The organism is Mucilaginibacter sp. P1_A3 (genome assembly GCF_056406855.1).
This window is the reverse complement of the sequence record NZ_JBFTZJ010000004.1, coordinates 277,949-303,790: the sequence shown is the minus strand read 5'-3', so window position 1 is coordinate 303,790 and position 25,842 is coordinate 277,949. Positions and strand designations below refer to the sequence as shown.

Here is a 25,842-nt window from a genome sequence, read left to right as displayed (position 1 = left end):
GTACTTTTAACATCTATAAATAGTATTAATTTTAATATGGGAAATATTGTAGTGTTTGGTGCTTCGGGTCAGCTTGGGCAGTGTTTAAAAAAAGTTGCCGCTTTAAAAGGCATAACTTCTATTATTTTCCCAACAGAATCAGAAGCCAATATATTGGACGCAGACCTGCTGAATAAAATATTTGAACATTACAAGCCAACGTATGCCATCAATTGCGCGGCGTATACAGCTGTTGATAAAGCCGAAGATGATATTGAACTGGCCCGCAAGATAAATAAAACAGGCGCCCAAAATCTGGCGATACAATGTAAAGCACATGGTGCCATATTGGTGCAGATATCAACCGATTTTGTTTTTAAAGGAGATATACCAAATCCACTCGTAGAAGATGATATTGCAGAGCCTATAAGTATTTACGGCCTTACTAAATTGGAAGGAGAGCAGGACGTTGCTGCTATTTTATCACAGCACTATATTATTCGTACAAGTTGGCTATACTCGGAGTTTGCTAACAATTTTGTTAAAACCATGCTTAAACTTGGTGCTGAACGGGACGAGTTAAAGATTATTGTTGATCAGGTGGGCACGCCAACATACGCTATTGACCTGGCAGGTGCAATACTTGATATCATAAATTCCGGCGCAGGAAATTTTGGCATCTACCATTACAGTAATGAAGGCGTAACTTCATGGTATGATTTTGCAAAAGGAATATTTGACATATCCGGTACGCAAGTAAAAACCTATCCGATACGCACAAGTGAGTATCCTACAAGAGCAACCAGACCGGCTTTTTCTGTAATGGATAAAACTAAGATAAAAAAAACATTCGGTTTAGAAATACCTTACTGGCGCGATAGCCTGATTACCTGTGTTAAGGCATTAGAATTGGCTCAATAATAATATAATACATTTATGAAAGGAATTATACTGGCAGGCGGCTCCGGAACCCGTCTATATCCCATAACTAAAGCCATCAGCAAGCAATTGATGCCTATTTATGATAAACCAATGATTTATTATCCCTTGTCAATATTGATGTTGGCCGGGATAAGCGAAATATTGATCATAACTACAGCAGAAGATCAAGCCGGTTTTATACGCTTATTGGGTGATGGCAGTGAATTAGGCTGTCGCTTTGAGTTTGCCGTACAGGAAGTACCTAACGGCCTTGCCCAGGCTTTTGTTATTGGTGCCGATTTTATTGGTAATGATAAAGTTGCTTTAGTGCTTGGCGACAACATATTTTATGGATCGGGTTTTAGTGCGCTAATACAAAGTTTTAACGATGTAAATGGTGCAGCCATTTTTGCTTATCCGGTTGCCGATCCTGAACGCTATGGGGTTGTTGAGTTTGATAAAAATTTAACGGCTATTTCTATCGAAGAAAAGCCTTTAAAACCAAAATCAAATTATGCCGTTCCCGGGCTTTATTTCTATGATAACCAAGTTGTTGAAATAGCTAAAAATATCCCCGTATCGCCAAGGGGCGAATTTGAAATTACTGATGTTAACAGAGTGTATCTGGAAAAGCAACAACTTCATGTAGGAGTAATGGATAGGGGAACCGCCTGGCTGGATACCGGCACTTTTGATTCCCTTAGCGATGCTACAGAATTTGTGCGTGTTATTGAAAAACGACAGGCTACTAAAATTGGATGTATTGAGGAAGTTGCTTACCGCATGGGCTTTATAAATTATGAAGCGCTACAGGTTTTAGCTATAAAATATATAAAAAGTGGATACGGGAAATATATTCAAGGCATTCAACCTTAAAAACATCCTCTTTAAATGAAATTAAAATGCCCAGATATAAATAAGTAAAGTCTAAAACTTATCTTAAAGAAGAAACGCCAAATTATTAATTCAACAAAGCTATAGTATTAAATAATATATGACCAAAATCACTAAAATTTGCTGTATTGGAGCTGGTTATGTTGGGGGACCAACCATGGCGGTAATAGCAAAAAAATGCCCACACATCAAGGTAACAGTAGTCGATCTTAATGAACAACGGATAGCTGCATGGAATGACCCGAATGTTGACAATATTCCCGTTTATGAACCAGGTCTGAGCGATGTTGTTGCAGAATCAAGAGGTCGCAATTTGTTTTTTTCTACAGATGTGGAGGCTGCTATTAATGAAGCCCAAATGATATTTATATCTGTAAATACGCCAACCAAAACCTATGGTGCAGGTAAAGGGCAGGCGGCAGATTTAAAATGGATTGAGCTTTGTGCCCGGCAAATTGCCAGGGTAGCAAAGGATAATAAGATAATAGTTGAAAAATCAACTCTGCCGGTAAGAACAGCCAGCGCAATAAAAGATATTCTTACCCATACAGGGAATGGCTCGCAGTTTCAAATATTATCCAATCCGGAGTTTTTGGCAGAAGGAACAGCTGTTGAGGATTTGGAGGCTCCCGATCGCGTTTTAATAGGTGGGGATATCACGCCGGAGGGGCAAATTGCTGTTCAGTCCCTGGTGGAGATTTATGCAAACTGGATTCCAAGAGAGCGTATTTTAACTACTAATGTTTGGTCATCTGAGTTATCAAAATTAACGGCAAATGCATTCCTGGCTCAACGGGTATCTTCAATTAATTCGTTAACTGAGCTTTGTGAAAAAACAGAGGCGGATATTAACGAAGTTGCCCGGGCTATTGGTACCGATAGCAGGATAGGGCCTAAGTTTTTAAAGGCTTCTGTAGGTTTTGGCGGTTCATGCTTTCAAAAAGATATTTTAAACTTAGTTTACATTGCAAGAAGTTACGGTTTGCCAGAAGTGGCAGATTACTGGGAACAGGTAATCATTATGAATGATCATCAGAAAAAGCGTTTTGCAAATCAGATGATCAGGGAACTGTACAATACCGTTAATGGAAAAAAAATAAGCTTTTTGGGTTGGGCCTTTAAAAAGGATACCAATGATACAAGGGAATCGGCAGCAATTTACGTAGCCGACCATTTGTTACTTGAGCAAGCCAATATTATGGTTTATGATCCCAAAGTTTTAGAAGGGCAGATCTATTTCGACCTTGATTACCTTGGAACAAGGACATCTGAAGAAAATAAAAAAGGGCTTAAGGTAATAAATGATCCTTACGAAGCCTGTAAAGGCGCCCATGCCATTGCTGTACTTACCGAGTGGGATGAGTTTAAAGATTATGACTGGCAAAAAATATATGATAGCATGTTAAAGCCTGCCAAAATATTCGACGGGCGAAACTTACTTGATGCCAACAAACTAAGAGCTATAGGTTTCATAGTACAATCCATAGGTACTAAAGCTTGATTGCAGATATAAGGTTCAATTAATCAATAGGCAATAAATAAAACTGCAATTTGTGTTAAACAAGTTGCAGTTTTCTGTTTAAAAGGTGCAATTTTGAATGCAAATTGCCATTAGGGTTTACCATTCATTGAATTAATATGGAAAATGTATATGACCTCATTATAGTAGGAGGCGGCATCGTAGGAATGGCTACAGCCTACAAGATCAATACGCGTAACCCCGAAAAAAGGATACTTGTACTTGAAAAGGAAAGCGAAGTAGCCGCGCATCAAACCGGGCATAACTCGGGCGTAATCCATTCAGGCATCTATTACAAGCCAAACTCCTATAAAGCTAAACTTTGCGTTGACGGCCGCCGGGAGCTGGTAGCATTTGCACAGGAAAATAAGGTGCCTCATGATATCTGCGGAAAGGTTATCGTAGCTACCAAACAATCTGAGCTGGCCCACATGAACAAAGTTTTCAATAATGGCCTTGCTAATGGGGTAGAGGGGATAGAGAAGATTGATAGTAAAAGGATAAAGGAAATAGAACCTTATTGTGAAGGCATTGAAGGGATCTGGGTGCCTTGTACAGGTATTATCAGCTTTGCCGCCGTTACCCGTAAATACCGGGAATTGTTTGAGGCCAAATTCCCACAAAGTAAAGTATTAACTAATTGTGCGGCAAAAGCATTTGAACACCATGCAGATTACACAACAGTTGTTACCAATAGAGGTAACTTTCACGCAAAGTATTTAATTACTGCTGGCGGGCTTCAGGCCGATAGGTTGGCATCAAGTGCAGGTGCACCAAGTGAAGCTCATATTGTTGGTTTCCGGGGCGATTATTTTGATTTAACGGAACAAGGGAAAAGCAAGGTGAAAAACCTTATTTACCCGGTACCCAATCCAGAGTTTCCTTTCCTGGGCGTGCATTTTACCCGTATGATTGATGGTACGGTAGAATGCGGCCCAAATGCAGTTTTCGTGTTTAAAAGGGAAGGCTATGAAAAAATAGACTTTTCTCTCGGCGATACCATTGAAGCTTTTAAATTTAAAGGTACGTGGAAGCTTTTTGCCAAACATTGGCGATTTGGTTTGGATGAATACAGGCGGGCATTTTCAAAAAAACGTTTTTTAACGGGTTTACAGCAGCTAATTCCAAGTCTTACGATGGATGATTTGCAGCCTGGCCGTGCAGGCGTAAGGGCAATGGCCATATCTGGCGAAGGCGAAACGCTGGATGATTTTAAGATAGAGGCTAAAGATAACATGTTGCATGTTTTAAATGCACCATCACCTGCGGCAACCGCGTCATTGGCTATTGGTAATGCTATTGCCGATATGGCAGCCGGGCGATTCTCTTCTTTTAATTAGCATCCCCAATACAATAATTTAAGGCAATCAAATATGTACATTATAGTTTGATTGCCTTTTTTGTTTTATAGGGTTGGGATAACTAAACCATATGTAATTATTTAAGTCATAAAATTGTCACCGGCGATAGCTATGAAATCAGTCAAAAGCATCTTTCCATCATTATGTATGTTAATTGGCGGCCTGCTGCTGTTTTCTTCATTTTACAACGGTCATAAAGCAAGTGAAATCTATACATTCCCATACCGGCAGGCATGTTTAACCAAAATGCAGGCTGCGGCTCATTTAATAAGTCGGTTTACCTACGGGGCCACACCCGGTGAAGTTGACGCTGTGGCCAACGAGGGATTGGAAAAATGGTTCATGGAACAACTGGAGGCTAAGTTACCAGATGATTCCCTTAACAAGTTACTGGATCATTTTGATGCCCTTAAACTTAGTAATGCCCAAATTGCCAACATATATCCAAGGCCGGGGCAGGTTGCTCAACAGGCGATAAAAAGTGGTATTATCAATAAAGATTCTGTACAAACCAATAAACCAGCTTACCGCCAAATGCTCCAGAACTATATGGCGCAAAATGGGATGAAGCCTCAACAGGAATTATTCAGGCAGTTTATCAATCAAAAAATATTAAGGGCTGCATACAGTAATAATCAGTTGCAGGAAGTGATGACAAGCTTTTGGTTTAATCACTTTAATGTATCAATCACCAAAAATCAATGTGCAGAATTTATTCCTGATTATGAGCGTGATGTGATCAGGCCCAATGCCTTAGGTAAATTTAATGATATACTACTGGCTACAGCAAAGTCTCCGGCAATGTTATACTACCTCGATAATTTTAGCAGCTCATCTGCAAGTGCGCCTAAGCAGCAATTAATGGCAGATATAGCACCTGATACCAGTAAACAGGGGATGCTGATAGCTAAACTCAAGCAAGCAAGGCAGCAACGTGGCCTTAATGAAAACTATGCCCGCGAGGTGATGGAATTGCACACATTGGGCGTTGATGGTGGGTATACACAGCAAGACGTTACGCAGGCTGCAAAAGTGCTTACAGGTTGGTCCGTTTATCCTGTTGGCAATTATGGTAAAGGAAACAATATCGTATTAAAGGCAATAGAGAAGAGGGGGCCTAACGGCGGCTTTGTGCATGATGGCGACTTTTTATTTATGCTTAACCGTCATGATAGCAGTGAGAAAACGGTACTGGGTAAACATTTTGGCCCTAACGGTGGGTATGATGAAGGAGTGCAGTTATTAAATATGCTGGCGCATAATCAATCAACGGCAAAATTTATATCGCGCAAACTGGCGGTACGTTTTGTAAGCGATGCCCCACCACAAACTTTGGTTGATAAAATGGCCAAAACATTTTTAAGCAGTGATGGCGACATAAAAAAGGTGCTCATCACTATGGTAGCAGCTCCCGAGTTTTGGTCTGTATCGGCTTTGCGCGAAAAAATAAAATCACCGTTTGAATTAACTATCAATACGGTTAGAAGCTTGAATGCCCAGATAAGCCAGCCATACCAGTTATACAACTGGATAACCCGCATGGGCGAAAAAGTATACTATTACCAGGCGCCGACAGGCTTCCCGGATAAGGGTCAGTATTGGATTAACACAGGTGCTTTGTTGAGCAGAATGAATTTTGGCCTTGCATTTGCCTCTGGGCGTATACCAGGTATAAAGTTTGATCTGTTAAAACTGAACAAAAATCACGAACCCGAAAGCGCCCAGGCAGCATTGGTTACCTATAGCAAGATACTAATGCCGGAGCGTCCGTTGGATAAAACAATAAAACAACTCACGCCCATGCTAAATGATCCGCAGTTGATGATAAAAGTAGATAAGGCCAGCAATAGTTTTTCATCTCAGGCAAAAGAAACTTATACACCTCGAGATTCAATTAGCCCCAATGCCGGCGAAAAGAATCAGTTAATGACAGTGGCTGATGAAAATAGATCAATCCTGGCACAGGTGGTAGGGATAATAATTGGTTCACCGGAGTATCAAAGGCGTTAATTTGATTAATTAAAGAGGATGTTATCAAGAAGAGGGTTTTTAAAAGCAGGCGGACTCACATTATTTGGTGTTGGTCTCATGGGTGGTATTCCTGCATTTATTGCTGAAGCTGCCGCGCAGGATAAAATAATAGCGCCATACAAAAAAGGTAAAACGTTGATTTGCATTTTTCAGCGTGGCGCTATGGATGGGTTGATGGCTGTTACCCCTTTTACAGATCAACATCTAAAAGCAGCCCGAACGAATTTATTTATGGATGCCGCTAAAGGTGGTAATGATAATCCGTTGATTGATTTAGACGGTAAATTTGGCTTACACCCATCCATGAAAGCCTTTGAACCTATGTTCCGCGAAAAGAGGTTAGGCATTGTACATGGTATTGGCTCACCAAACAACACCCGGTCGCATTTTGATGCCCAGGATTATATGGAAAGTGGAACGCCATTTAATAAAGGCACATCAAGTGGCTGGCTTAACCGCGCTGTTGGGTTATTGGGGCATGATGCCTTAACGCCGTTTACCGCAGTAAGTTTAACATCGGCCATGCCACGTTCTTTCTATGGTGATAACCCGGCCGTGGCTATCAGTAACCTACAGGATTTTGCGCTGCAAATGCGTGGTAGCCCTATGGGGGGCAACTTCGCCGCCAAGAGCTTCGAGGAGCTGTACGATCAAACTACGCCCGGCTTATTAAAGGATACTGGTAAAGAAAGTTTCGATGCGCTAAAAATGCTGCAAAAGGCTGACGTTAAAAATTATACACCTGCAAATGGCGCCGTTTATCCAAACTCTGCTTTCGGCAGCTCATTAAAACAGATTGCTCAGCTTATTAAAATGAATGTAGGTTTGGAGGTTGCCTTTGCCGAATCTAACGGATGGGATACACATTTTAACCAGGGCACAGGTAATGGCATATTCGCCCGTAATGTTGCCGACCTGAGTAATGCCATGATGGCTTTTTGGACAGACATAGGTACTGCTTACCAGGATGAGGTAACAGTAATGACCATGACCGAGTTTGGCCGTACCGTTCACCAAAACGGTACCGGCGGTACAGATCATGGCCGCGCTTCATGTAATTTTATTTTAGGCAATAATGTTAATGGTGGAAAGGTACATGGAAACGTGCAGCCATTGGCTGTTGAGAACCTGGAAGATGGCCGCGACCTTGCTGTTACAACCGATTTTAGGAATGTATTTAGCGAAGTGGCTGATAAACATTTAAAAATCAATAACGATAAAATTTTATTCCCCGATTTTAAAGGTAAACCGATAGGAGTGCTTAGAGCGTAAAAGTGTGTTTTTTTGAAAAGAAACGATCCCGAATACTATAATAGTAATCTGGATTTTTTTTGCGCTAATAATTATTTAATAGATTCTTAATGAAACCTTAATTTAGTTAAGATTGTTACTGTATTTTAGATGATATCAAATCATTATTGCATTTTTATTTTGTTATATTCAGCATAATCCTTAAAATTACACATGAACAAAAACAACTATGCCATCATTATGGCAGGCGGAATAGGCAGCCGTTTTTGGCCGATAAGTCGTACTTCACACCCCAAACAGTTTATTGATATCCTGGGAACCGGCAAAACTTTAATACAAAACACCTATGAACGCTTCCTGAAAGTGTGCCCCAAAGAAAATATTTACATTGTAACCAATGAAAACTATACCAAACTGGTAAAAACCCAGCTTCCGGATATGGAAGACCAGCAGATCCTCACTGAGCCGGTAATGCGCAACACAGCTCCTTGTGTAGCTTATGGCTGTTTCAAGATAGAAAGCATGAATCCTGACGCGGCTATCGTGGTGGCCCCCTCAGATCAGCAGATCCTGGATGAGGATGCCTTTGTAAGTTCCATTGAAAAATCACTGCGAACAGCGACCGAACATAATTGCCTGGTAACCTTGGGCATCAAGCCTACCAGGCCGGATACCGGTTATGGATATATTCAGTATACGGAAAATACCATCAGCGAAGATTTTCATAAGGTTAAAACCTTTACCGAGAAACCTACGCTGGAGATAGCCAAAACTTTTATCCAAAGCGGCGACTTCTTATGGAATGCAGGCATCTTTGTATGGTCGGCAAAAGCCATCGTAAAAGCATTTGATACGTATTTACCCGAGATGCACGAGATATTTACCTCTGCCAAACCTTACTATAATACGGATAAAGAAAAAACACATATAGACAAAGCTTACCAGCATTGCACCAATATTTCGATAGATTACGGGGTGATGGAGAAAGCCGGCAACGTATACGTACTGCCATCGGAGTTTGGCTGGAGTGACCTGGGCACCTGGGCATCTATTTATGACCTGGCCGAAAAGGATTACGTGGGCAATGCCGTTATTCCATCAGATAAGGTAATCATGTATGATTCATCCAACTGTATGGTCAACGTACCCGGCGAAAAGCTGGTGATCCTTCGGGGCCTGCATGACTTTATCGTGGTGGAATCAAACAACACCCTACTTATTTGCCCAAGAGACCAGGAGCAAAGCGTTAAACAGGTTGTAGCCGATGTGAAGAGTAAGTTTGGAACAAAGTACATCTAATTGGTGAATGGTTGATTGAGTGAGTGGTTTATTGAATTGATCAACCACTTGCTTTAACTTACACGAAAGGCAGGCCCGCTATCACTAAACGAGGCTTGTATTTATAAAAAAAGACCGGTTCTTTTCGAATCGGTCTTTTTTAGTACTTATGCAAATCAAAAAGCTGCCCCTTTAGGGGGCTGGGATACTACATTAATATGGTTCCCGCGGCAACAGTTTCATTAGTCGCTTCATCAACCAATATCAATGATCCTGTGATGCGGTTTTTGCGATACTCATCAAAAACAAGAGGCTGAGTGGTACGCAGGCGTACACGGGCCATTTCGTTCATTTTGATATCGCCGGCATTTTCCAGCTTTTCCATTGTGTTGATATCTAATTTGTAATATACCTCTTTTATAATGGCCATTACTTCGCGCGTGGTGTTTTTAAGGTGATATTTAGCACCGGGGCGTGGGCCACGGGTGCCCATCCAGCATAGCATAACCTCAATATCCTGACTTACATGTGGCTCACTATCGTGCTTTATGATCATATCGCCACGGCTTACATCAATATCATCCTCAAGGGTGATAGATACTGACATAGGGGCAAAGGCTTCTTCAACAGGGCCTGAAAACGTATCAATAGATTTAATAGCCGACGTTAAACCCGAAGGTAGAACAGTTATTTTGTCGCCGGGTTTAAATATGCCACCGGCTATGCGGCCGGCATACCCCCTGTAATCATGATACTCATCTGCATGCGGACGGATCACGGTTTGCACCGGGAAACGTGCATCGGAATGGTTTTCATCGCTGCCAATGTGAATGGTTTCCAGGGTGTGCAACAAGCTTTCGCCTTTATACCATGGCATATTTACAGAATCATTTACCACATTATCACCATCAAGCGCGCTGATAGGTACAAAACGAATATCTGTAACATCTATTTTCGCAGCAAAAGCTTCGTATTGTTCAACTACTTTATTGTATGCATCTTCCGAGTAATCAACCAGGTCCATTTTATTGATGCAGACGATGATATGAGGAATTTTTAATAACGAAGCGATAAAGGAGTGCCGGCAGGTTTGTTCAACCACGCCTTTGCGGGCATCTATCAGCACCAGCGCTAAATTGGCGGTTGATGCACCGGTAACCATATTACGGGTGTATTGAATGTGCCCCGGGGTATCGGCTATGATAAATTTACGTTTTGGCGTAGCAAAGTAACGGTAGGCTACATCAATAGTAATGCCTTGTTCCCTTTCAGATCGCAGCCCATCGGTGAGCAATGAAAGATCGATATGCTGTAATCCTTTTCTTTCGCTCGATTGTTTTACGGCTTCCATCTGATCCTCAAAAATGGATTTGGAGTCGTAAAGTAACCGCCCTATGAGTGTGCTTTTCCCGTCATCTACGCTGCCGGCTGTTGTAAAACGTAATAGTTCCATAATTCAATGTGTGGTTCCTGTAGGTATCCCACGTTATATTTAAGCTAAAAAGCTAATTGACTAATTTAAAAATAACCCTGTTTTTTCCTGTCTTCCATAGAGGTATCTGAGCGCTTATCATCGCTGCGGTTACCACGCTCGGTACTGCGGGTGGCTGATACTTCGGCTACAATTTTTTCCAGGGTATCCGCGTCAGATTCAATACCGCCGGTAATGGTGATATCACCCAACGTACGGAAACGCATTAGTTTATTCTCCACAGTTTCGCCCTCACGCAGTGACAAAAATTCCGACGCGGGCAACCAGGTGCCATCGCGGTAAACAGCGTTACGGTTATGCGCGAAGTATAAGGAAGGAATATCTATATTCTCCTGCAGTATGTAGTTCCAGATATCCATTTCGGTCCAGTTACTTATCGGAAACACTCTGAAATGCTCGCCCATACGTTTGCGGCCATTAAAGATGTTCCACAATTCGGGACGCTGATTTTTAGGGTCCCACTGGCCAAACTCATCACGGTGCGAAAAGAAACGTTCTTTTGAACGGGCTTTTTCTTCATCGCGACGGGCGCCACCAATAGCAGCATCAATTTTATGATGTTCGATGGTATCTAATAAGGATACTATCTGCAACTCATTTCTGCTTGCATTAATACCACTTTCTTCAACCGCACGGCCTTTATTGATCGCTTCCTGTACCGAGCCGACTATTAACTGCACTCCAAGTTTTTCAACCAGCTTATCCCGAAACTCCATGGTCTCCGGGAAATTATGCCCGGTATCTATGTGGATAAGGGGCATAGGTATTTTGGCCGGCCAAAAGGCTTTTTGGGCCAGGTGGGTAACCACGATAGAGTCTTTACCGCCCGAGAACAGTATAGCAGGACGATCAAACTGGGCAACCACTTCCCTTATTACGTAAATGGCTTCTGATTCTAATTCCTGCAGATGAGTAAGATAATATTTGTGCATGCTAATTTAAAACTCCGCTAAATCCACCTAAATAGTAGTGTTTAGCAATCAAACTGCAATATTAGCAATTTTATGCTAATGTTGAGGTGATTAAATGGATTTTAAGTTTAATACATTGATGGAAACTGAATATTGATTCTCAGTATCATGCATTAATTTGAGTTATCATTTGAGCAATAACATCCGGGTCGCCGGCATCAAACCAAATAAATGACGTATCTTTTCTAAACCAGGTAAGCTGTCTTTTGGCAAAACGCCGGGTATTTTGCTGAATCATTTCAACAGCTTTTTGAAGGGTAAGCTTGCCATCAAAATAATCAAAGATCTCGGAATATCCTACGGTGTTTAATGCGTTTAAATGACGATAAGGCATCAACTCCGTTACTTCTGCTAATAAACCTTGCTGCATCATGATGTTTACGCGATCATTAATGCGTTGGTACAATATTTCGCGCGGGAGATTTAAGGCCAGTTTTATAATATTGAACGGGCGCTTATTAACTGTGGATTGCCTGTAAAAGGATATGGGTTTGCCCGAGCTTTCAAAAACTTCCAATGCCCTTATAATACGTTGTGGATTATTGAGGTCAACCTCGGCGTAATAAGTAGGATCAACAGCTTTTAATTTTTCCTGCAAGTGGGTTAACCCTTTTTCTTCCAGTTCCTGGTTTAGTTTTTCTCTTGTGTTTGGATCGGCAGTTGGCAGATCGTCAAAGCCCTCACAAATTGCTTTAATATAAAGCCCCGAGCCACCTGCCAAAATAACATGGTCATGTATTTTAAAAAGTTCGTCAAGCAAAGCAAGGCCCTGTTTTTCAAAGTCGCCAACAGAGAAAGGCTCATTTATGGAATGTGAATCAATAAAATAATGCTTAACCTGGGCCAGTTCTGCTGCATTGGGTTTTGCGGTACCAATACTCATTTCCCTAAAAAACTGCCTCGAATCGGCCGATACTATTACAGTATTATAATGCTTTGCCAATTCAATAGCGGCAGCTGTTTTCCCTACAGCTGTGGGGCCTGCAACTACTATGAGGTTTTTAGGAGTGGGTTGAGGCATATTATTCAGTGAAATAAAAATTCATTTTTTACAATGACATGTTTGTATAAAAAATTGTCATCCTGAACGTAGTGAAGGATCTATTCGCAGACTTTACAGGGCGAATAACCGATCCTTCACTACGTTCAGGATGACAAAGCTTTAACGCGTCGTTGCGCTTTCAGTGTTCACTGGATTTTTAACTCGCAATGACGGGTATAAGTATCTTTATAACTTATATTAATAATCATCGCCACCGCGGTGTGGTTTATCGTCATCCTCGAAGCCTTCATCATCAGAGAATTCATTGCCGAATTCATCATCTTCTTCCTCTTCGGCCTTTTCTTCGGGTAGGTCTGTTTCAACATCTGTAACTTCAGAGAAGTCTTCTGCATCTTCGGGATTAAATGCCATCTCGTTTAAAAAGTCGAAATCTTCATCAGGCGCAGCTGTAGCAGTAGGGGTGAATACATTACCAAACTGTTTTGGTGCTTCACCAACAGATTTAATTACGGCCGGATATGTGGTGCCCGGTGTATCATTAAGAATGATCTTCATCAGTTCTACGTGAAAATCAAACGGACGATCAAAATTGAAAGTGTAATAAAATTTCTGGTGCGGATCGTCAATAAAGCTTAATAGTTTTACATTGCTCATCAGCGATATGCCACGATCTTTTCTTTTTTGATTAGGCAAATAGGTTATTTCTTCACCTTTGGTCCATTGATCATTGCTGATATAGAACGATGAAGAAAATTCGGGATTATAACCGGTTGACTGGTGTATTGCGCGGTGTAAATCTTCGAAAGTTTGATTCGATTTCACATCAATCTCTCTCATCACGTCATCATAATCTTCGAAAGTAACCCTGAACCTGTATAGTGCCATTGTTTTAGTAAATTTTTAAAATGGGGACAAAAATAGTGTTTTAATTTAATTTGAACTTGCCACAACTTTTAAGCCAATTTCTAAGCCTTTGGCAATTGTGTAATTAATGGCAGCCTCACGTTCGTTAGGAATTTCACCTTCTAAAATGGCCTCGCGGATCTGGTTTTTGATAATTCCTACTTCACGGCCTTCTTTTATACCAAAAAGCTGCATAATATCTACCCCGGTAACCGGTGGCTGCCAGTTTCTTATGCTATCGCGCTCCTCAACATCTTTTAATTTTTGTTGAACAAGCTCAAAATTGTTACGATATTTTTTTACCTTATATTCATTTTTTGTGGTGATGTCTGCTTTACACAACAACATTAGTCCTTCAATGTCATCACCGGCTTCAAAAAGTAATCTGCGTACAGCTGAGTCTGTTACGATGGATTGTGATAATACAATAGGACGTAAATGCAGCTGAACAAGTTTTTGCACCTGTTTCATTTTTTCGTTTAGCGGCAGTTTTAACTGTGCAAATATTTTAGGCACCATGCGCGCTCCGCGATCTTCATGCCCATGGAATGTCCATCCGTGACCGGGCTCAAAGCGTTTGGTTGCGGGTTTGGCAATGTCATGCAAAATGGCAGCCCAGCGCAGCCAAAGGTCGGTAGTGGTGGTGCAAATGTTATCCAAAACCTGCAGCGTATGGTAAAAATTATCTTTATGGCCTTTGCCGTCAATATAATCAACTCCGTAAAGAGCGGTCATCTGCGGAAAGATTTTATGCAGCAAGCCTGTATCAAACAAATAGTTAAAACCGATTGATGGCACAGGCGCTAGGATGATTTTATTCAACTCGTCGGTAACACGTTCCTGCGATATGATACTGATCCGATCAACGTTGTTTTTGATAGCCGCCACAGCAATATCATCAATCCTGAAATTAAGCTGTGAAGCAAACCTGATAGCCCGCATCATGCGTAGGGGATCGTCAGAGAAAGTTTCGGCAGGATTAAGAGGCGTTCTGATTAGTTTATGTTCCAGGTCGGCTAAGCCGTTGAAGGGATCAAGAAGCTCGCCAAATGTTTCTGGATTGAGAGAGAGGGCCAGCGCGTTAATAGTAAAATCACGGCGTTTTTGGTCGTCTTCCAAAGTTCCGTTCTCCACAATGGGCTTGCGGGAATCCCGGCGGTATGATTCTTTACGCGCACCAACAAATTCAATTTCCAGGTCCTGGTATTTGAGTGATGCGGTACCAAAGTTTTTATAAATGGCAACCTTTACTTTGAGTTTGGCGCCCACTGCCTCGGCAAATTCAATACCATTGCCAATAATTACAATGTCTATATCTTTTGAAGGGCGGTTTAAGAAAATATCGCGTACAAAGCCACCAATGGCATACACCTGTACATGATGTTGTGCAGCAAGTTTGGATATAACAGAAAATACAGAATGCTGCAGATGTTGTTTCATAGAAACTCTAAATTCTAAGTTCTAAATTCTAAATTTTAGGCTTTGAAGCAAAGTGCAAAGGTAAGGTTAAATTCCAAACTCCAATTTCTAAATCCTAAATCTATAATCTGAACTCCTGAAACAAAACTTTCTGCCGTTATTTTCAAACTTTAAGTCTACCTTCTGATAAACTCAAAACGACCATCTGGAGCAAGCTTCATAATGGTTGACGGGTTTTTGATTTCCTTACTATGCTGATCTATATCAACTACGTAATCAACACCATCTATAATCTCCTGGTCAATTTGCGAAAAGTATTGTGGCGAGGGTTTGCCGCTGATATTGGCCGATGTAGATACCAAGGGTTTGCGCAAGCGCTGTATAAGCTGCTGGCAAAATTGGTGGCTTGTAACCCGTATAGCTATACTGCCATCAGCAGCTATTATTGAAGGTGAAACATTTTTAGCACCCGGCATTACCAGGGTTAAAGGGTTTTCGGCATATTCAATTAAGTCATAAGCCAAAGGGTTTACTTCCTGTACATAGCTTTCCAGTTTGTTTTCGGTATCAATCAGTATCACCATGCTTTTAGCTTCATCGCGCTGTTTAAGGCGAAATATCTTTTTTATAGCTTCGGCATTGGTGGCATCGCAGCCTATTCCCCATATGGTATCTGTAGGGTACAATATAATACCGCCTTCCTGTAGTACTTTAAAAGCGTTGGCAACTTCATCTCTAAGCATGGTTCAATGTGTTTTGGTATAGCTGCTGCAATTGCAGGGCCAGTTTATCATCATAAAAATTAGCAGCATATTCAAGTCCTTTGGTTATCATAGCTTGCCTTAATTTATCATCAGCAAAAATAAGATTAACTTTTTCTGCCAGTGCCATTGCATCATCCGGATTGATGTAAATACTATCTGGTCCCCCTGCTTCTTCAAGGCATGAGCCTGTTGCTGCTATAACAGGCGTTCCTGAATTTAGGGCCTCCAATATAGGAATACCAAAGCCTTCATACCGGGAAGGATAAATAAATATGGATGCCAGTTGATAAATAGCCGGCAGTTCATCAAAGGTAACATCTTTTAAAAAGATAACTCTGTTGGTTAAATTGTTGGCAGCTAAATACGCGTTAACCTCCTCAGCGTATTTGGTTGTTTTACCAATTACCACTAAAGGGATATCGTTTTGAATATTTTTTAACGCTTTTGCAATTAATAGTAAGTTCTTTCTTTCCTCTATAGTACCCACGCTAAGCAGGAATTTAGCCGGGAGGTTATATTTTGATTGTACAGTGGTTTTTTGTTCTGGTGTTTGTGTAATACCAAAAGCCAGATCACATCCCTGGTATATTACTTCAATTTTATTTGCATCAATATTTAATAACTCTATCAAGTCGCTTTTTGTTTTTTCACTTATAGCGATGATCTTGTTGGCAACTTTGCAGGCGTGTTTTATTTTGGCCAGGTAAATTTGACAATTAAACCATCCAAACTGTTTTGGAAAACGGATGAAGATGAGATCGTGAATTGTAACAACAGAGGGGATGCCACTTTGCCCGATACCAGAAGGTAGTTCATGGCTAAGGCCATGATATAATTCAATACAATCGCGCTTCAAATCGTTCACAATACCTTTGCTGCGCCATAAGGAGGTGAAGAATTTACTCTTAGGGGTTATTGTGTAAACGTTGCTATGATCGCCCAAAAAGCTAAGCCGGCTGTTTGGTTTGTTTTTGGGTGTATATAAAAAATAGGAGTTCTCGTGATGAGAGCAAGCCATAGCCTTAACAAGCCAACGACTGTAGTTGCCCAAGCCCGTATTATTAAAAAAAGCCCGCTTGGCATCGTATCCTATTTTCATATGTTAAGATATAAGATATGGGATGGGAGATATAAGATTAATTAACTATAAAGATATAGTCTCAAATCTCGTATCTCCCATCTCAAATCTAACTTAAACCGCTACGTTATTTTCACGCAGCGCATCGTTCAGCGATGTTTTTTTATCGGTTGATTCCTTGCGGGTACCAATAATCAAAGCACATGGAACCTGGTATTCGCCGGCAGCAAATTTTTTGGTATATGATCCCGGTATAACTACAGAGCGTGCCGGTACGCGGCCTTTATACTCAATTGGTGTTGAGTGGGTAACATCAATAATTTTTGTTGATGCGGTTAAAACCACATTTGCGCCTAAAACGGCTTCATGTTCAACATGCACACCTTCTACAACAATAGCCCTTGAGCCAATAAAGCAATTATCTTCAATAATAACTGGGGCAGCCTGCAATGGCTCAAGTACACCGCCGATGCCAACACCACCGCTTAAATGCACATGTTTGCCAATTTGCGCGCATGAACCTACAGTAGCCCAGGTATCAACCATAGTGCCTTCATCAACATAAGCGCCTATGTTTACATATGATGGCATCATGATAACACCTTTAGCAAGGTAAGCGCCATAACGTGCAATACCGTGAGGCACTACGCGAACGCCGTTTGCTTTATAGTCGGTTTTTAGTTTCATTTTATCATGAAAAACAAAAGGGCCAACCTTTATTTCTTCCATACTGCGGGTAGGGAAATATAGTATTACAGCTTTTTTTATCCACTCGTTTACATGCCAGCGTGTTCCAATCGGTTCGGCTACGCGGATTTGGCCTTTGTCTAAACGTTCAATAACCGCTTCAATGGCATTGGTATAGTCATTATAATTTAGCAGATTCCTGTCTTCCCAGGCGTCTTCAATAAGTTTTTTAAGATCTTGCATTGGCGAAATTAACTTTTGGCAAATTAAAGGAATTTTAGGGAGAATTGATTGAATTTAGGTGAATGTGTTTTAGTAAAAGCCCGGCAATTTGGTGTTCGTTAGTTTTCACTGTAACGGCAATCTAAATATGTTATAATTGATTACGGTTACAAACGTGCTGGATTATTGTAATAACGATAACTTCTTTTAATCTGATTATATTGGTTTTTAGTAATATAGGTTATATAATATAAAAAAATATCTTATAATTGTTTTACAGATCATTTAAATTATCACAACCTAATCTCCTCTTTGATTATGAATTCTATGGCCATTTTCTGCATTGTTTTACTGGCGATATCATCCCTGCTGATTTTTGGGATTATATTTTTCAGCATTTTGAAATACATTAAAAAGCGCTATTATCCTACCTGGAAATTTCCAGACTATGTTAGTGTTGGATATGCAGAATACCTTTACCACAAATTTATAAAAAAAGACCTTCAGGACTGGTTAAACCAGCAACGCTAATTTTTAGGATATTGATTAGTTTTGTGCCGTGCTGATTGCGGTTATAACCTATTATAACGTGAACGGGATTAAACAGAGCTAATGGCTAAAAATTGTAATTTTTATAAAGACATATTATTAGGAGTTGCTGTTGGCGATGCGCTTGGGGTTCCTTTTGAGTTTAAATCAAGAGAGGAAGTTATGAAAAAGCCCGCTGCCGACATGGTTGGTTTTGGAACTTACGGCCTGCCGCCCGGCACATGGTCTGATGATAGTTCTCTTGCATTTTGCCTTGCTGAATCTTTAACAATTGGTTATAACCTGCAGGATATAGCAAATAACTTTGTAAAATGGCGCTATGATAATTTCTGGACCGCCCGGGGTGAGGTATTTGATGTTGGTACGGGCACACAACAGGCTATTGAGCGGGTTGCAAAGGGAGTAAGGCCTGATTTGGCTGGTGGGTTTGATTCATGGTCAAATGGGAATGGGGCCCTTATGAGGATTTTGCCTCTACTTTCATATGTTAAAGGTTTGCCTGTAAACCAGCGGTTTGCAATCGCGAAGGACGTTTCATCAATTACTCACGGCCATATTCGCTCTGCAATTGCCTGTTTTTATTATCTTGAATTTGCGCGAAAACTGTTAACCGGTGATGATATTCAAGGTGTTTATCATGAAATAAAAGGAGAGGTGGCAGCATTTCTTGATTCAACAGGAATAAACAAGGATGAGATAAAACTGTTCGATAGTTTATTAGTAGATAATATTTATGATCGTTTACCTGCTGATATAAAAAGTAGCGGTTACGTTCTGCATACACTTGAAGCGAGCATATGGTGCCTGCTCACTACTTCAAACTATAAGGAAGCTGTGTTAAAAGCGGTAAATTTGGGTGAAGATACTGATACTACTGCGGCAGTAACCGGTGGCCTGGCAGGATTGTGTTATGGACATGAAAGTATCCCGGAAAGTTGGATTCTTAAACTTGCCCGCAAAGAAGATATAGAGGATTTAGCTGATAAATTGGCTAAAAGATTTGAGAGTAATTAATTAAACAATGCCCGAAAAAGAAAAATTAAGAATAGATAAGTACCTATGGGCTATAAGGCTTTTTAAAACCCGTACCCTGGCCTCTGATGCCTGTAAAGCCGGGCGTGTAAAACTGGATAGCAAGAATATTAAAGCATCCTACGAAGTGAAAATTGGCGATACTTACCAGGTATCAAAAGGACCGGATCGTAAAATAATCAGAGTAACTGGTCTGCTCGAAAGTAGGGTAGATGCTAAAAAAGCTGTTGACTACTACATGGATATTACCCCTGTTGAGCAAACCCCGGCTTTTAAATCCATGTTCCAGGCCCCTATCCTTAAACGCGATCGTGGTACAGGCCGCCCAACTAAATTAGACAGAAGGGAAATTGATGACCTGAAGGATAATTTTTTTGAGGGTAAAGAGGACGAAGAGGATTAACCTTATTTAATGTCAAAATAAATAAGCGGCGGGGCTGCTATGTCTGTTTAGTTTGGTAATAATAATAAAATCTTAAGTGCCTGCCTGCAATTAAATGCCTGGCTGTTGCATGGGTGTTTTTTTAAATCTCTTATATTTATCAACTGAAAATATTTGAGGTACTAATCCACTCCGGCCATTTACAATTGTTTTAATGAGTAATGAAAATTAAAAAGCATTTTTTTATAGTACTGCTTTTATTAAACATTTGTATCGGCTTTGGCTGCGCATTGCCTGTTGACAGGCAGCCTGTTGCATTAAATGCACAGATAGATCTTCGGCAACAATCTTTAAACAGCGAAATTCCGTTAAATGGCAATTGGGCCTTTTTTTGGCAGCAATTAATTCCCCCGCAAAAAATCAATATTAACAGAGGCATATTGGTGGATTTTCCATTTACCTGGGTGGGGTATAAGTTAAAAGGTAAAACCTTGCCTGCTTTTGGCTATGCAACTTACCACCTTACCGTGCTATTGCCTAAAACCAACAAGCCACTAAGCCTTGCCATGCCCGATGTTTACTCGGCGTACCGTTTGTATATAAATAATAGGCTGGCTGCTGTAAATGGAGAAGTGAGCACAAGTGAGCATGGTTTTATCCCCCATTGGGAGTTTCATGCAGTTGAATTACCAGCCCATACTGATACTATTAAAATTACCTTACAGATATCCAATTTTGCGCACAGTAAAGGGGGGATAAGTAAACAAATATTTATTGGGTATAAAGATATCATTGAATTAAAACGACTGCGCATTACAAGCATTGACATGGTGCTTACCGGTTGCCTGCTCATGGGCGGTTTTTTCTTTCTCGGTCTGTATCTTTTTGGAAGCAGGGACAAAGCAATTATGCTTTTTTCGTTATACTGTATCATTTATAGTTATCGGATCATAGGCACTGATAATTATGAACTAAATACACTTTTGCCCAACATCAGCTGGTATGTAACCACCCGATTAGAGTATATAAGTTTATTTGCGGGCATAGGCATATTTGGCTTATATACTTTAGCCTTATATCCCGCAAATGTTAACAAGCGCATTGTTAATAGCATTATTGTAGTATGTTTCTCTTTTGCCGCCGCTTCACTCTTTTTGCCTCCCATATATTTTACCAAATTGGTAAATCCTTTTTTAATGGTGACGCTTTTTTGCCTGGTGTATGTGCCTTATGTGTACCTGGATGCCTGGCGTAATAAACAGCCCGGCTCGTTGTATGCATTGATAAGTACTGTTGCCCTCATGTCGGTTTTTGCTATTTCATTGTTTCATTACTGGGGAATGATACCGCCTTTGCAGTTGTTGAGTTTCTGCGGATATGTTAGCTTTTTCTTTTTACAATCGCTGGTATTATCGCACCGGGTTTCTTTTGTATTGAAAAAGGCGCATGAACAGGCAGAGCAGGGGCTTATAGCCAAAAGTGAATTTTTGAGTACCATGAGCCACGAAATTCGGACGCCGCTTAATGCTGTTATAGGGATGAGTCATTTATTGTTGAAAAACACTCCCCGTAAAGACCAGGAAGAGCATTTAAATGTGATGCTTTTTTCTGCAAATAATTTACTGTCAATTGTAAACGATGTACTTGATTATAATAAAATTGATGCCGGTAAAGTATCATTTGAACATATTGAGATGGATGTGGCTGCTATAGCCAGGAATGTAGTTACCGGCTTGCAGTTTGCCGCCCAGGATAAGGGTATATACCTGAAATTGCACATAGATGAAGCGTTAAAATACAAACTTTTGGGCGACCCAACAAGGCTTACACAGGTGTTAACTAACCTGGTACACAATGCCATAAAATTTACATCAAATGGTGGTGTGCTGGTAGGTGTTGATGTTATAGAGGAAACTCCTGTTAGTATAATGCTGAGAATGGAGGTGAAAGACACCGGCATTGGTATTCCCAAAGCCAAACAGAAACTGATATTTGAAAGATTTACGCAGGCAGATTCATCGGTATCCAGGAGTTTTGGAGGTACAGGTTTGGGACTGGCCATCACTAAAAGGATTCTTGAACTTCAAAACTCATCACTTAGACTGGTAAGTGATGAAGGGGAGGGCGCTATATTTTATTTTGAACAAACGTTTGAAAAAAGCACCAATACGCTTAATGAGGTAAGCGCTGATGTTCGTCCGCAAGAAGCTGATAACCTGCTTAGTGGCATAGCCATTTTATTGGTTGATGATAATCCTATTAATTTATTGGTTGCTCAAACCTACTTAAAGCGTTGGGGGGCAGTTATTGATGTTGCTGCAAACGGGCAGGAAGCATTGGATACGCTTGATGCAGGCCGGCATAAGCTGATACTAATGGATTTACATATGCCGGTGATGGATGGTTATGAAGCCACCAGTAAAATGCGTGCCATTGGCATTACCATACCTATTATAGCCTTCACTGCCCATCTTCCAACGGAGATAGAAGAGGAGATAAGGCAAACCGGGTTTAATGATGTGATGGTGAAACCCTTTTTACCCGATGAGTTGTACCGCAAGGTATTGCATTACGTATTTAAATACCAGCATGGCAATTAAATGGCTAACCTTTGTTAAGGTTAGTAAATGTTTTTATTTTCGGCAATTTCCCAAAGTTTAAAAGCTGGAAGGGCCTCATCACGCAATAGCTGTACAAAGGGAATCTTACGCTTAGCCATAGGGCTTTCCAGCTCATCATAAATGGCATGGTCATCAAAGCCAATGGTGGCTGCATCTGCTTTGGTATTGGCATAGTAAACTTTATCAATACGCGCCCAGTAAATAGCGCCCAGGCACATAGGGCAGGGTTCGCAGCTGGTATAAATTTCGCAGCCCGACAAGTTATAGGTACCAAGCTCCTGGCAAGCCAGGCGAATCACCGAAATTTCGGCATGTGCAGTTGGGTCATTGGTAGGCACTACACGGTTAGCGCTACGAGCCAGTATCATACCATCTTTTACAATAACGGCACCAAAGGGGCCCCCCATGCCTTGATTTACATTGTATTCTGATAGCTCGATAGCTATCCGCATAAATTTTTCGTGCGCCTTGTTTTCCATATAGTACTAAATTAAAAAACCTCAACCGAAGTTGAGGTTTTTTTCTGTCTGAATCAGAATTTTAAAATTAGCAAAATTTCAATCTGCATATCCACACATTTGAAATCTGCACATCTGCAATATTATTTTTTCTCTTTAGTGTAAGCTTCGTTCAGTTTTTTAACTACATCGCTGGTAACATCTAATGATGGATCGCCATATAGTACAACCGGGCTTGCTTTCGAAAATAGTAACACTAATTTATAGCCTTTTTCTTTAGCGTAAGCCTTGGTGAAATCAGCAATCTTATCGTATTGTTTAGAGTTTTCAGTTGCCTGTACATTCTGGAATTCAGCAGTGGCATTTTGCTGGTAGCCTTGTAATTCCTGTTGCTTGCGTTGTAAACGTTGCTCAGTTGCCTGGCGCTGATCTGCTGGTAAAGTAGCTGCACTTTTTTGGTAATCAGCAACTTCACGCTGAAAAGCCTGGCCTTTTGCCTGCAAATCGCTTTGTGAAGCTTTTCCTTTTTCTTCAAGGCGTTTGTTCATATCCTTGGTATACTCATATTTACTTAATAAAGTATCAGAGTTGATATAAACGATGGTTTCTTTACTGTCGCCTACAGCAGAAGTGGCAGCAGCCGGTTTATCGGCAGTTTTATTTTGATTACAGGCGGCTATGCTCCCTGCAATTAATATTCCGAATGTAAATTTTGTTAAAATTGAAGCCGTTGTTTTCATTATGCTCAGTAAAATATTAAAAAAGTTTGACAAAGATAATCTTTCATTGCAAGTATCCTAATTTGATGTGCAGATTTCCGGATGTGCAGTTACAGATTTCAGATGTGCAGATAAAGCGCGCCGATGTGTAGATTATTTTCCTGAATCTATTTAATTAAGAATTTAAAAAAACCGAATGATTTCGTTTCCAACGATAAAAAAGCATCTGCACATCTGAAATCTGTAATCGACACATCATACTTACTCCCTCGCTTTTTATCCACAATTATTCGTTAATGCCAGCTAATTTTCGTACTTTTGAAGGTTGTTGTACTAAATAAATATGAGCGAAGAAAATCAGGACAAATCCAATTATTCAGCAGATAATATACAGGTATTAGAAGGTTTAGAGGCGGTACGTAAGCGTCCGTCCATGTACATTGGTGATACAGGCGTTAAAGGTTTGCACCATTTAGTATATGAGGTAGTTGATAACTCTATTGACGAAGCTCTTGCCGGCCACTGCGACACAATTAAGGTTTTTATATTAAAAGATAACTCGATAAGAGTTGAAGATAATGGTCGTGGTATTCCAACCGCGATGCACACTAAGGAACAAAAATCGGCTTTAGAGGTAGTAATGACCGTACTGCACGCCGGTGGTAAATTTGATAAGGATACTTATAAGGTATCGGGCGGTTTACATGGTGTAGGTGTTAGTTGCGTTAACGCGTTATCTATCCACCTTACAGCATTGGTTTACCGTGAAGGTAAAATTTGGACTCAGGAGTACTCAGAAGGAAAGCCTTTATTTGATGTTAAAACTATTGGCGAAACAGATAAAAGAGGTACTACGATCATTTTTAGACCGGATGCCACCATTTTTACCCTTACCACCGAATATAAATATGATACACTTGCCGGTCGTTTACGCGAGCTTTCATTTTTAAATAAAGGTATCCGCTTAACTTTAACTGATGAGCGTATCCCTAATGAAGATGGTTCTTTCCCAACAGAAGAATTTTACTCACAAGGTGGTTTACGTGAGTTTGTTAAATTTTTGGATGGAACACGTACATCTATCATCCCGGAACCTATATATCTTGATGGTATTAAAAATGGTATCCCGGTAGAGCTTTCCTTTCAGTATAATGATACTTACTCCGAGAATGTTTTTTCGTACGTAAATAACATCAATACCATTGAAGGTGGAACACACGTTGCCGGTTTTCGCCGTGGCTTAACCCGTACTTTAAAGGCTTATGCTGATAAATCGGGCTTGTTGAAAAACTTGAAGATGGAAATTACCGGTGATGACTTCCGCGAGGGGTTAACCGCTGTAATTTCGGTAAAAGTTCAGGAGCCTCAGTTTGAAGGGCAAACTAAAACCAAGTTGGGTAACAACGAGGTTATGGGTGCTGTAGATATGGCTGTAGGTGAAATTTTAGGTAATTTCCTGGAAGAGAATCCGAAAGAAGCCAGGCTGATTGTTAATAAGGTAATACTTGCTGCAACTGCCCGCGCTGCTGCCCGTAAGGCGCGCGAATTGGTTCAGCGTAAAAGTGTAATGACAGGATCAGGCTTACCGGGTAAATTATCCGATTGCGCTAATAATGATCCTTCACTTTGCGAACTCTACCTGGTAGAGGGTGACTCGGCGGGTGGTACCGCCAAACAAGGCCGCGACCGCGAATACCAGGCTATTTTACCTTTACGTGGTAAAATCCTGAACGTAGAGAAGGCCATGGAGCACAAAATTTACGAAAACGAGGAGATAAAGAACATGTTCACTGGTCTGGGCGTAAGCCGAGGTACACCAGAGGATGATAAGGCGCTTAATATCACCAAACTGCGTTACCATAAAATCATCATCATGACGGATGCTGACGTGGATGGATCGCACATTACAACGTTGATCTTAACTTTCTTCTTCCGTTATATGAAGGAATTGGTAGAAGCCGGCTATGTATACATTGCCTCGCCACCACTATACCAGGTTAAAAAAGGTAAAGAGTTTGAATACTGCTGGAATGACGTTCAGCGTGATGCTGCCGTGCAGCGCTTAAAAGGTGCCGGTAAAGAAGATAGTGTTCACATACAACGTTACAAAGGTTTGGGCGAGATGAATGATATCCAACTTTGGGATACCACCATGAACCCTGCCACCCGTACCCTAAAACGTGCTACTATTGAAAACGCTGCCGAGTGTGATCATACCTTCAGTATGCTGATGGGTGATGAAGTTGCCCCTCGCCGCGAGTTTATTGAGCGTAATGCTAAATACGCTAAGATAGATACATAGGAGGCC

At 40.8% G+C, this 25,842-nt stretch carries 21 protein-coding genes; 11 read left to right on the top strand and 10 right to left on the bottom strand.

The genetic code is table 11. The features are described 5' to 3' along the window. Window positions 1-36 precede the first annotated feature (36 nt). The 7 genes from rfbD to AC1D0K_RS10120 all read left to right on the top strand — a co-directional run bounded on the left by rfbD (window position 37) and on the right by AC1D0K_RS10120 (window position 9,255). Window positions 37-900, top strand: a complete 864-nt coding sequence (gene rfbD / locus AC1D0K_RS10150; protein ID WP_477463046.1) for a dTDP-4-dehydrorhamnose reductase — start codon at window positions 37-39, stop codon at window positions 898-900. 15 nt (window positions 901-915) lie between these two features. After that, window positions 916-1,776, top strand: coding sequence for a glucose-1-phosphate thymidylyltransferase RfbA (rfbA, locus tag AC1D0K_RS10145; RefSeq protein WP_477398674.1), 861 nt, complete (start codon window positions 916-918; stop codon window positions 1,774-1,776). A gap of 118 nt (window positions 1,777-1,894) precedes the next feature. Continuing rightward, window positions 1,895-3,295 carry a UDP-glucose 6-dehydrogenase gene (locus AC1D0K_RS10140; RefSeq protein WP_477398675.1) on the top strand — a complete coding sequence of 467 codons (1,401 nt, stop codon included), beginning with the start codon at window positions 1,895-1,897 and terminating at the stop codon, window positions 3,293-3,295. Window positions 3,296-3,432: 137 nt separating this feature from the next. Next, entirely contained in the window at window positions 3,433-4,653 is a 1,221-nt protein-coding gene (lhgO, locus tag AC1D0K_RS10135) for an L-2-hydroxyglutarate oxidase (protein ID WP_477398677.1), read from the top strand. Between the two features lie 132 nt (window positions 4,654-4,785). Further along, complete coding sequence (locus AC1D0K_RS10130; protein WP_477398679.1) at window positions 4,786-6,684, top strand: DUF1800 domain-containing protein; 1,899 nt, start codon at window positions 4,786-4,788, stop codon at window positions 6,682-6,684. Window positions 6,685-6,702: 18 nt separating this feature from the next. After that, complete coding sequence (locus AC1D0K_RS10125) at window positions 6,703-7,977, top strand: DUF1501 domain-containing protein (RefSeq protein WP_477398681.1); 1,275 nt, start codon at window positions 6,703-6,705, stop codon at window positions 7,975-7,977. A gap of 192 nt (window positions 7,978-8,169) precedes the next feature. Then, the gene (locus AC1D0K_RS10120; RefSeq protein WP_477442633.1) at window positions 8,170-9,255 is read left to right on the top strand and encodes a mannose-1-phosphate guanylyltransferase; all 1,086 of its coding nucleotides are present in this window, start codon (window positions 8,170-8,172) and stop codon (window positions 9,253-9,255) included. 187 nt (window positions 9,256-9,442) lie between these two features. Here AC1D0K_RS10120 and cysN read toward each other — a convergent pair whose 3' ends face one another. From cysN to AC1D0K_RS10080, 8 genes are all read right to left on the bottom strand, one after another. Further along, window positions 9,443-10,687, bottom strand: a complete 1,245-nt coding sequence (gene cysN, locus AC1D0K_RS10115; protein WP_477396631.1) for a sulfate adenylyltransferase subunit CysN — start codon at window positions 10,685-10,687, stop codon at window positions 9,443-9,445. 65 nt (window positions 10,688-10,752) lie between these two features. Continuing rightward, on the bottom strand, window positions 10,753-11,658 hold the full coding sequence (gene cysD / locus AC1D0K_RS10110) for a sulfate adenylyltransferase subunit CysD (protein ID WP_477396633.1): 906 nt from the start codon (window positions 11,656-11,658) through the stop codon (window positions 10,753-10,755). Window positions 11,659-11,803: 145 nt separating this feature from the next. Then, window positions 11,804-12,718, bottom strand: a complete 915-nt coding sequence (gene miaA, locus AC1D0K_RS10105) for a tRNA (adenosine(37)-N6)-dimethylallyltransferase MiaA (protein ID WP_477396635.1) — start codon at window positions 12,716-12,718, stop codon at window positions 11,804-11,806. 219 nt (window positions 12,719-12,937) lie between these two features. Continuing rightward, window positions 12,938-13,585 (bottom strand): IS1096 element passenger TnpR family protein, encoded by a 648-nt coding sequence (locus tag AC1D0K_RS10100; RefSeq protein WP_295720957.1) that lies wholly within the window; start codon window positions 13,583-13,585, stop codon window positions 12,938-12,940. 45 nt (window positions 13,586-13,630) lie between these two features. Further along, window positions 13,631-15,043, bottom strand: coding sequence for a CCA tRNA nucleotidyltransferase (locus AC1D0K_RS10095; RefSeq protein WP_477396638.1), 1,413 nt, complete (start codon window positions 15,041-15,043; stop codon window positions 13,631-13,633). 155 nt (window positions 15,044-15,198) lie between these two features. Beyond that, window positions 15,199-15,765 carry an L-threonylcarbamoyladenylate synthase gene (locus AC1D0K_RS10090; protein ID WP_477396640.1) on the bottom strand — a complete coding sequence of 189 codons (567 nt, stop codon included), beginning with the start codon at window positions 15,763-15,765 and terminating at the stop codon, window positions 15,199-15,201. Further along, window positions 15,758-16,885 (bottom strand): glycosyltransferase family 4 protein, encoded by a 1,128-nt coding sequence (locus tag AC1D0K_RS10085; RefSeq protein ID WP_477442636.1) that lies wholly within the window; start codon window positions 16,883-16,885, stop codon window positions 15,758-15,760. Before AC1D0K_RS10085 ends, AC1D0K_RS10090 begins: the two co-directional genes overlap by 8 nt. A gap of 93 nt (window positions 16,886-16,978) precedes the next feature. Continuing rightward, window positions 16,979-17,794: a 2,3,4,5-tetrahydropyridine-2,6-dicarboxylate N-succinyltransferase gene (locus AC1D0K_RS10080; RefSeq protein ID WP_477396645.1), complete on the bottom strand. Its 816-nt coding sequence runs from the start codon at window positions 17,792-17,794 to the stop codon at window positions 16,979-16,981. A gap of 591 nt (window positions 17,795-18,385) precedes the next feature. On the opposite strand from AC1D0K_RS10080, the gene AC1D0K_RS10075 reads away from it, so the two are divergent. The 3 genes from AC1D0K_RS10075 (at window position 18,386) to AC1D0K_RS10065 (ending at window position 22,336) form a co-directional block, all read left to right on the top strand. Then, window positions 18,386-19,336, top strand: a complete 951-nt coding sequence (locus AC1D0K_RS10075) for an ADP-ribosylglycohydrolase family protein (protein ID WP_477396647.1) — start codon at window positions 18,386-18,388, stop codon at window positions 19,334-19,336. 7 nt (window positions 19,337-19,343) lie between these two features. Continuing rightward, complete coding sequence (locus AC1D0K_RS10070) at window positions 19,344-19,757, top strand: RNA-binding S4 domain-containing protein (RefSeq protein WP_295720952.1); 414 nt, start codon at window positions 19,344-19,346, stop codon at window positions 19,755-19,757. Between the two features lie 200 nt (window positions 19,758-19,957). Continuing rightward, a complete protein-coding gene (locus tag AC1D0K_RS10065; RefSeq protein ID WP_477396650.1) occupies window positions 19,958-22,336 on the top strand; it encodes an ATP-binding protein in 2,379 nt (792 codons plus the stop codon). Between the two features lie 20 nt (window positions 22,337-22,356). On the opposite strand, the gene AC1D0K_RS10060 is transcribed toward AC1D0K_RS10065, so the two are convergent. Beyond that, window positions 22,357-22,836, bottom strand: coding sequence for a nucleoside deaminase (locus AC1D0K_RS10060; protein WP_295720950.1), 480 nt, complete (start codon window positions 22,834-22,836; stop codon window positions 22,357-22,359). 122 nt (window positions 22,837-22,958) lie between these two features. Beyond that, window positions 22,959-23,555 (bottom strand): OmpH/Skp family outer membrane protein, encoded by a 597-nt coding sequence (locus AC1D0K_RS10055; protein ID WP_295720949.1) that lies wholly within the window; start codon window positions 23,553-23,555, stop codon window positions 22,959-22,961. A gap of 322 nt (window positions 23,556-23,877) precedes the next feature. Here AC1D0K_RS10055 and gyrB point away from each other — a divergent pair, with 322 nt between their 5' ends. Further along, on the top strand, window positions 23,878-25,836 hold the full coding sequence (gene gyrB / locus AC1D0K_RS10050) for a DNA topoisomerase (ATP-hydrolyzing) subunit B (protein ID WP_477442640.1): 1,959 nt from the start codon (window positions 23,878-23,880) through the stop codon (window positions 25,834-25,836). The last annotated feature ends 6 nt before the right edge of the window (window positions 25,837-25,842 follow it).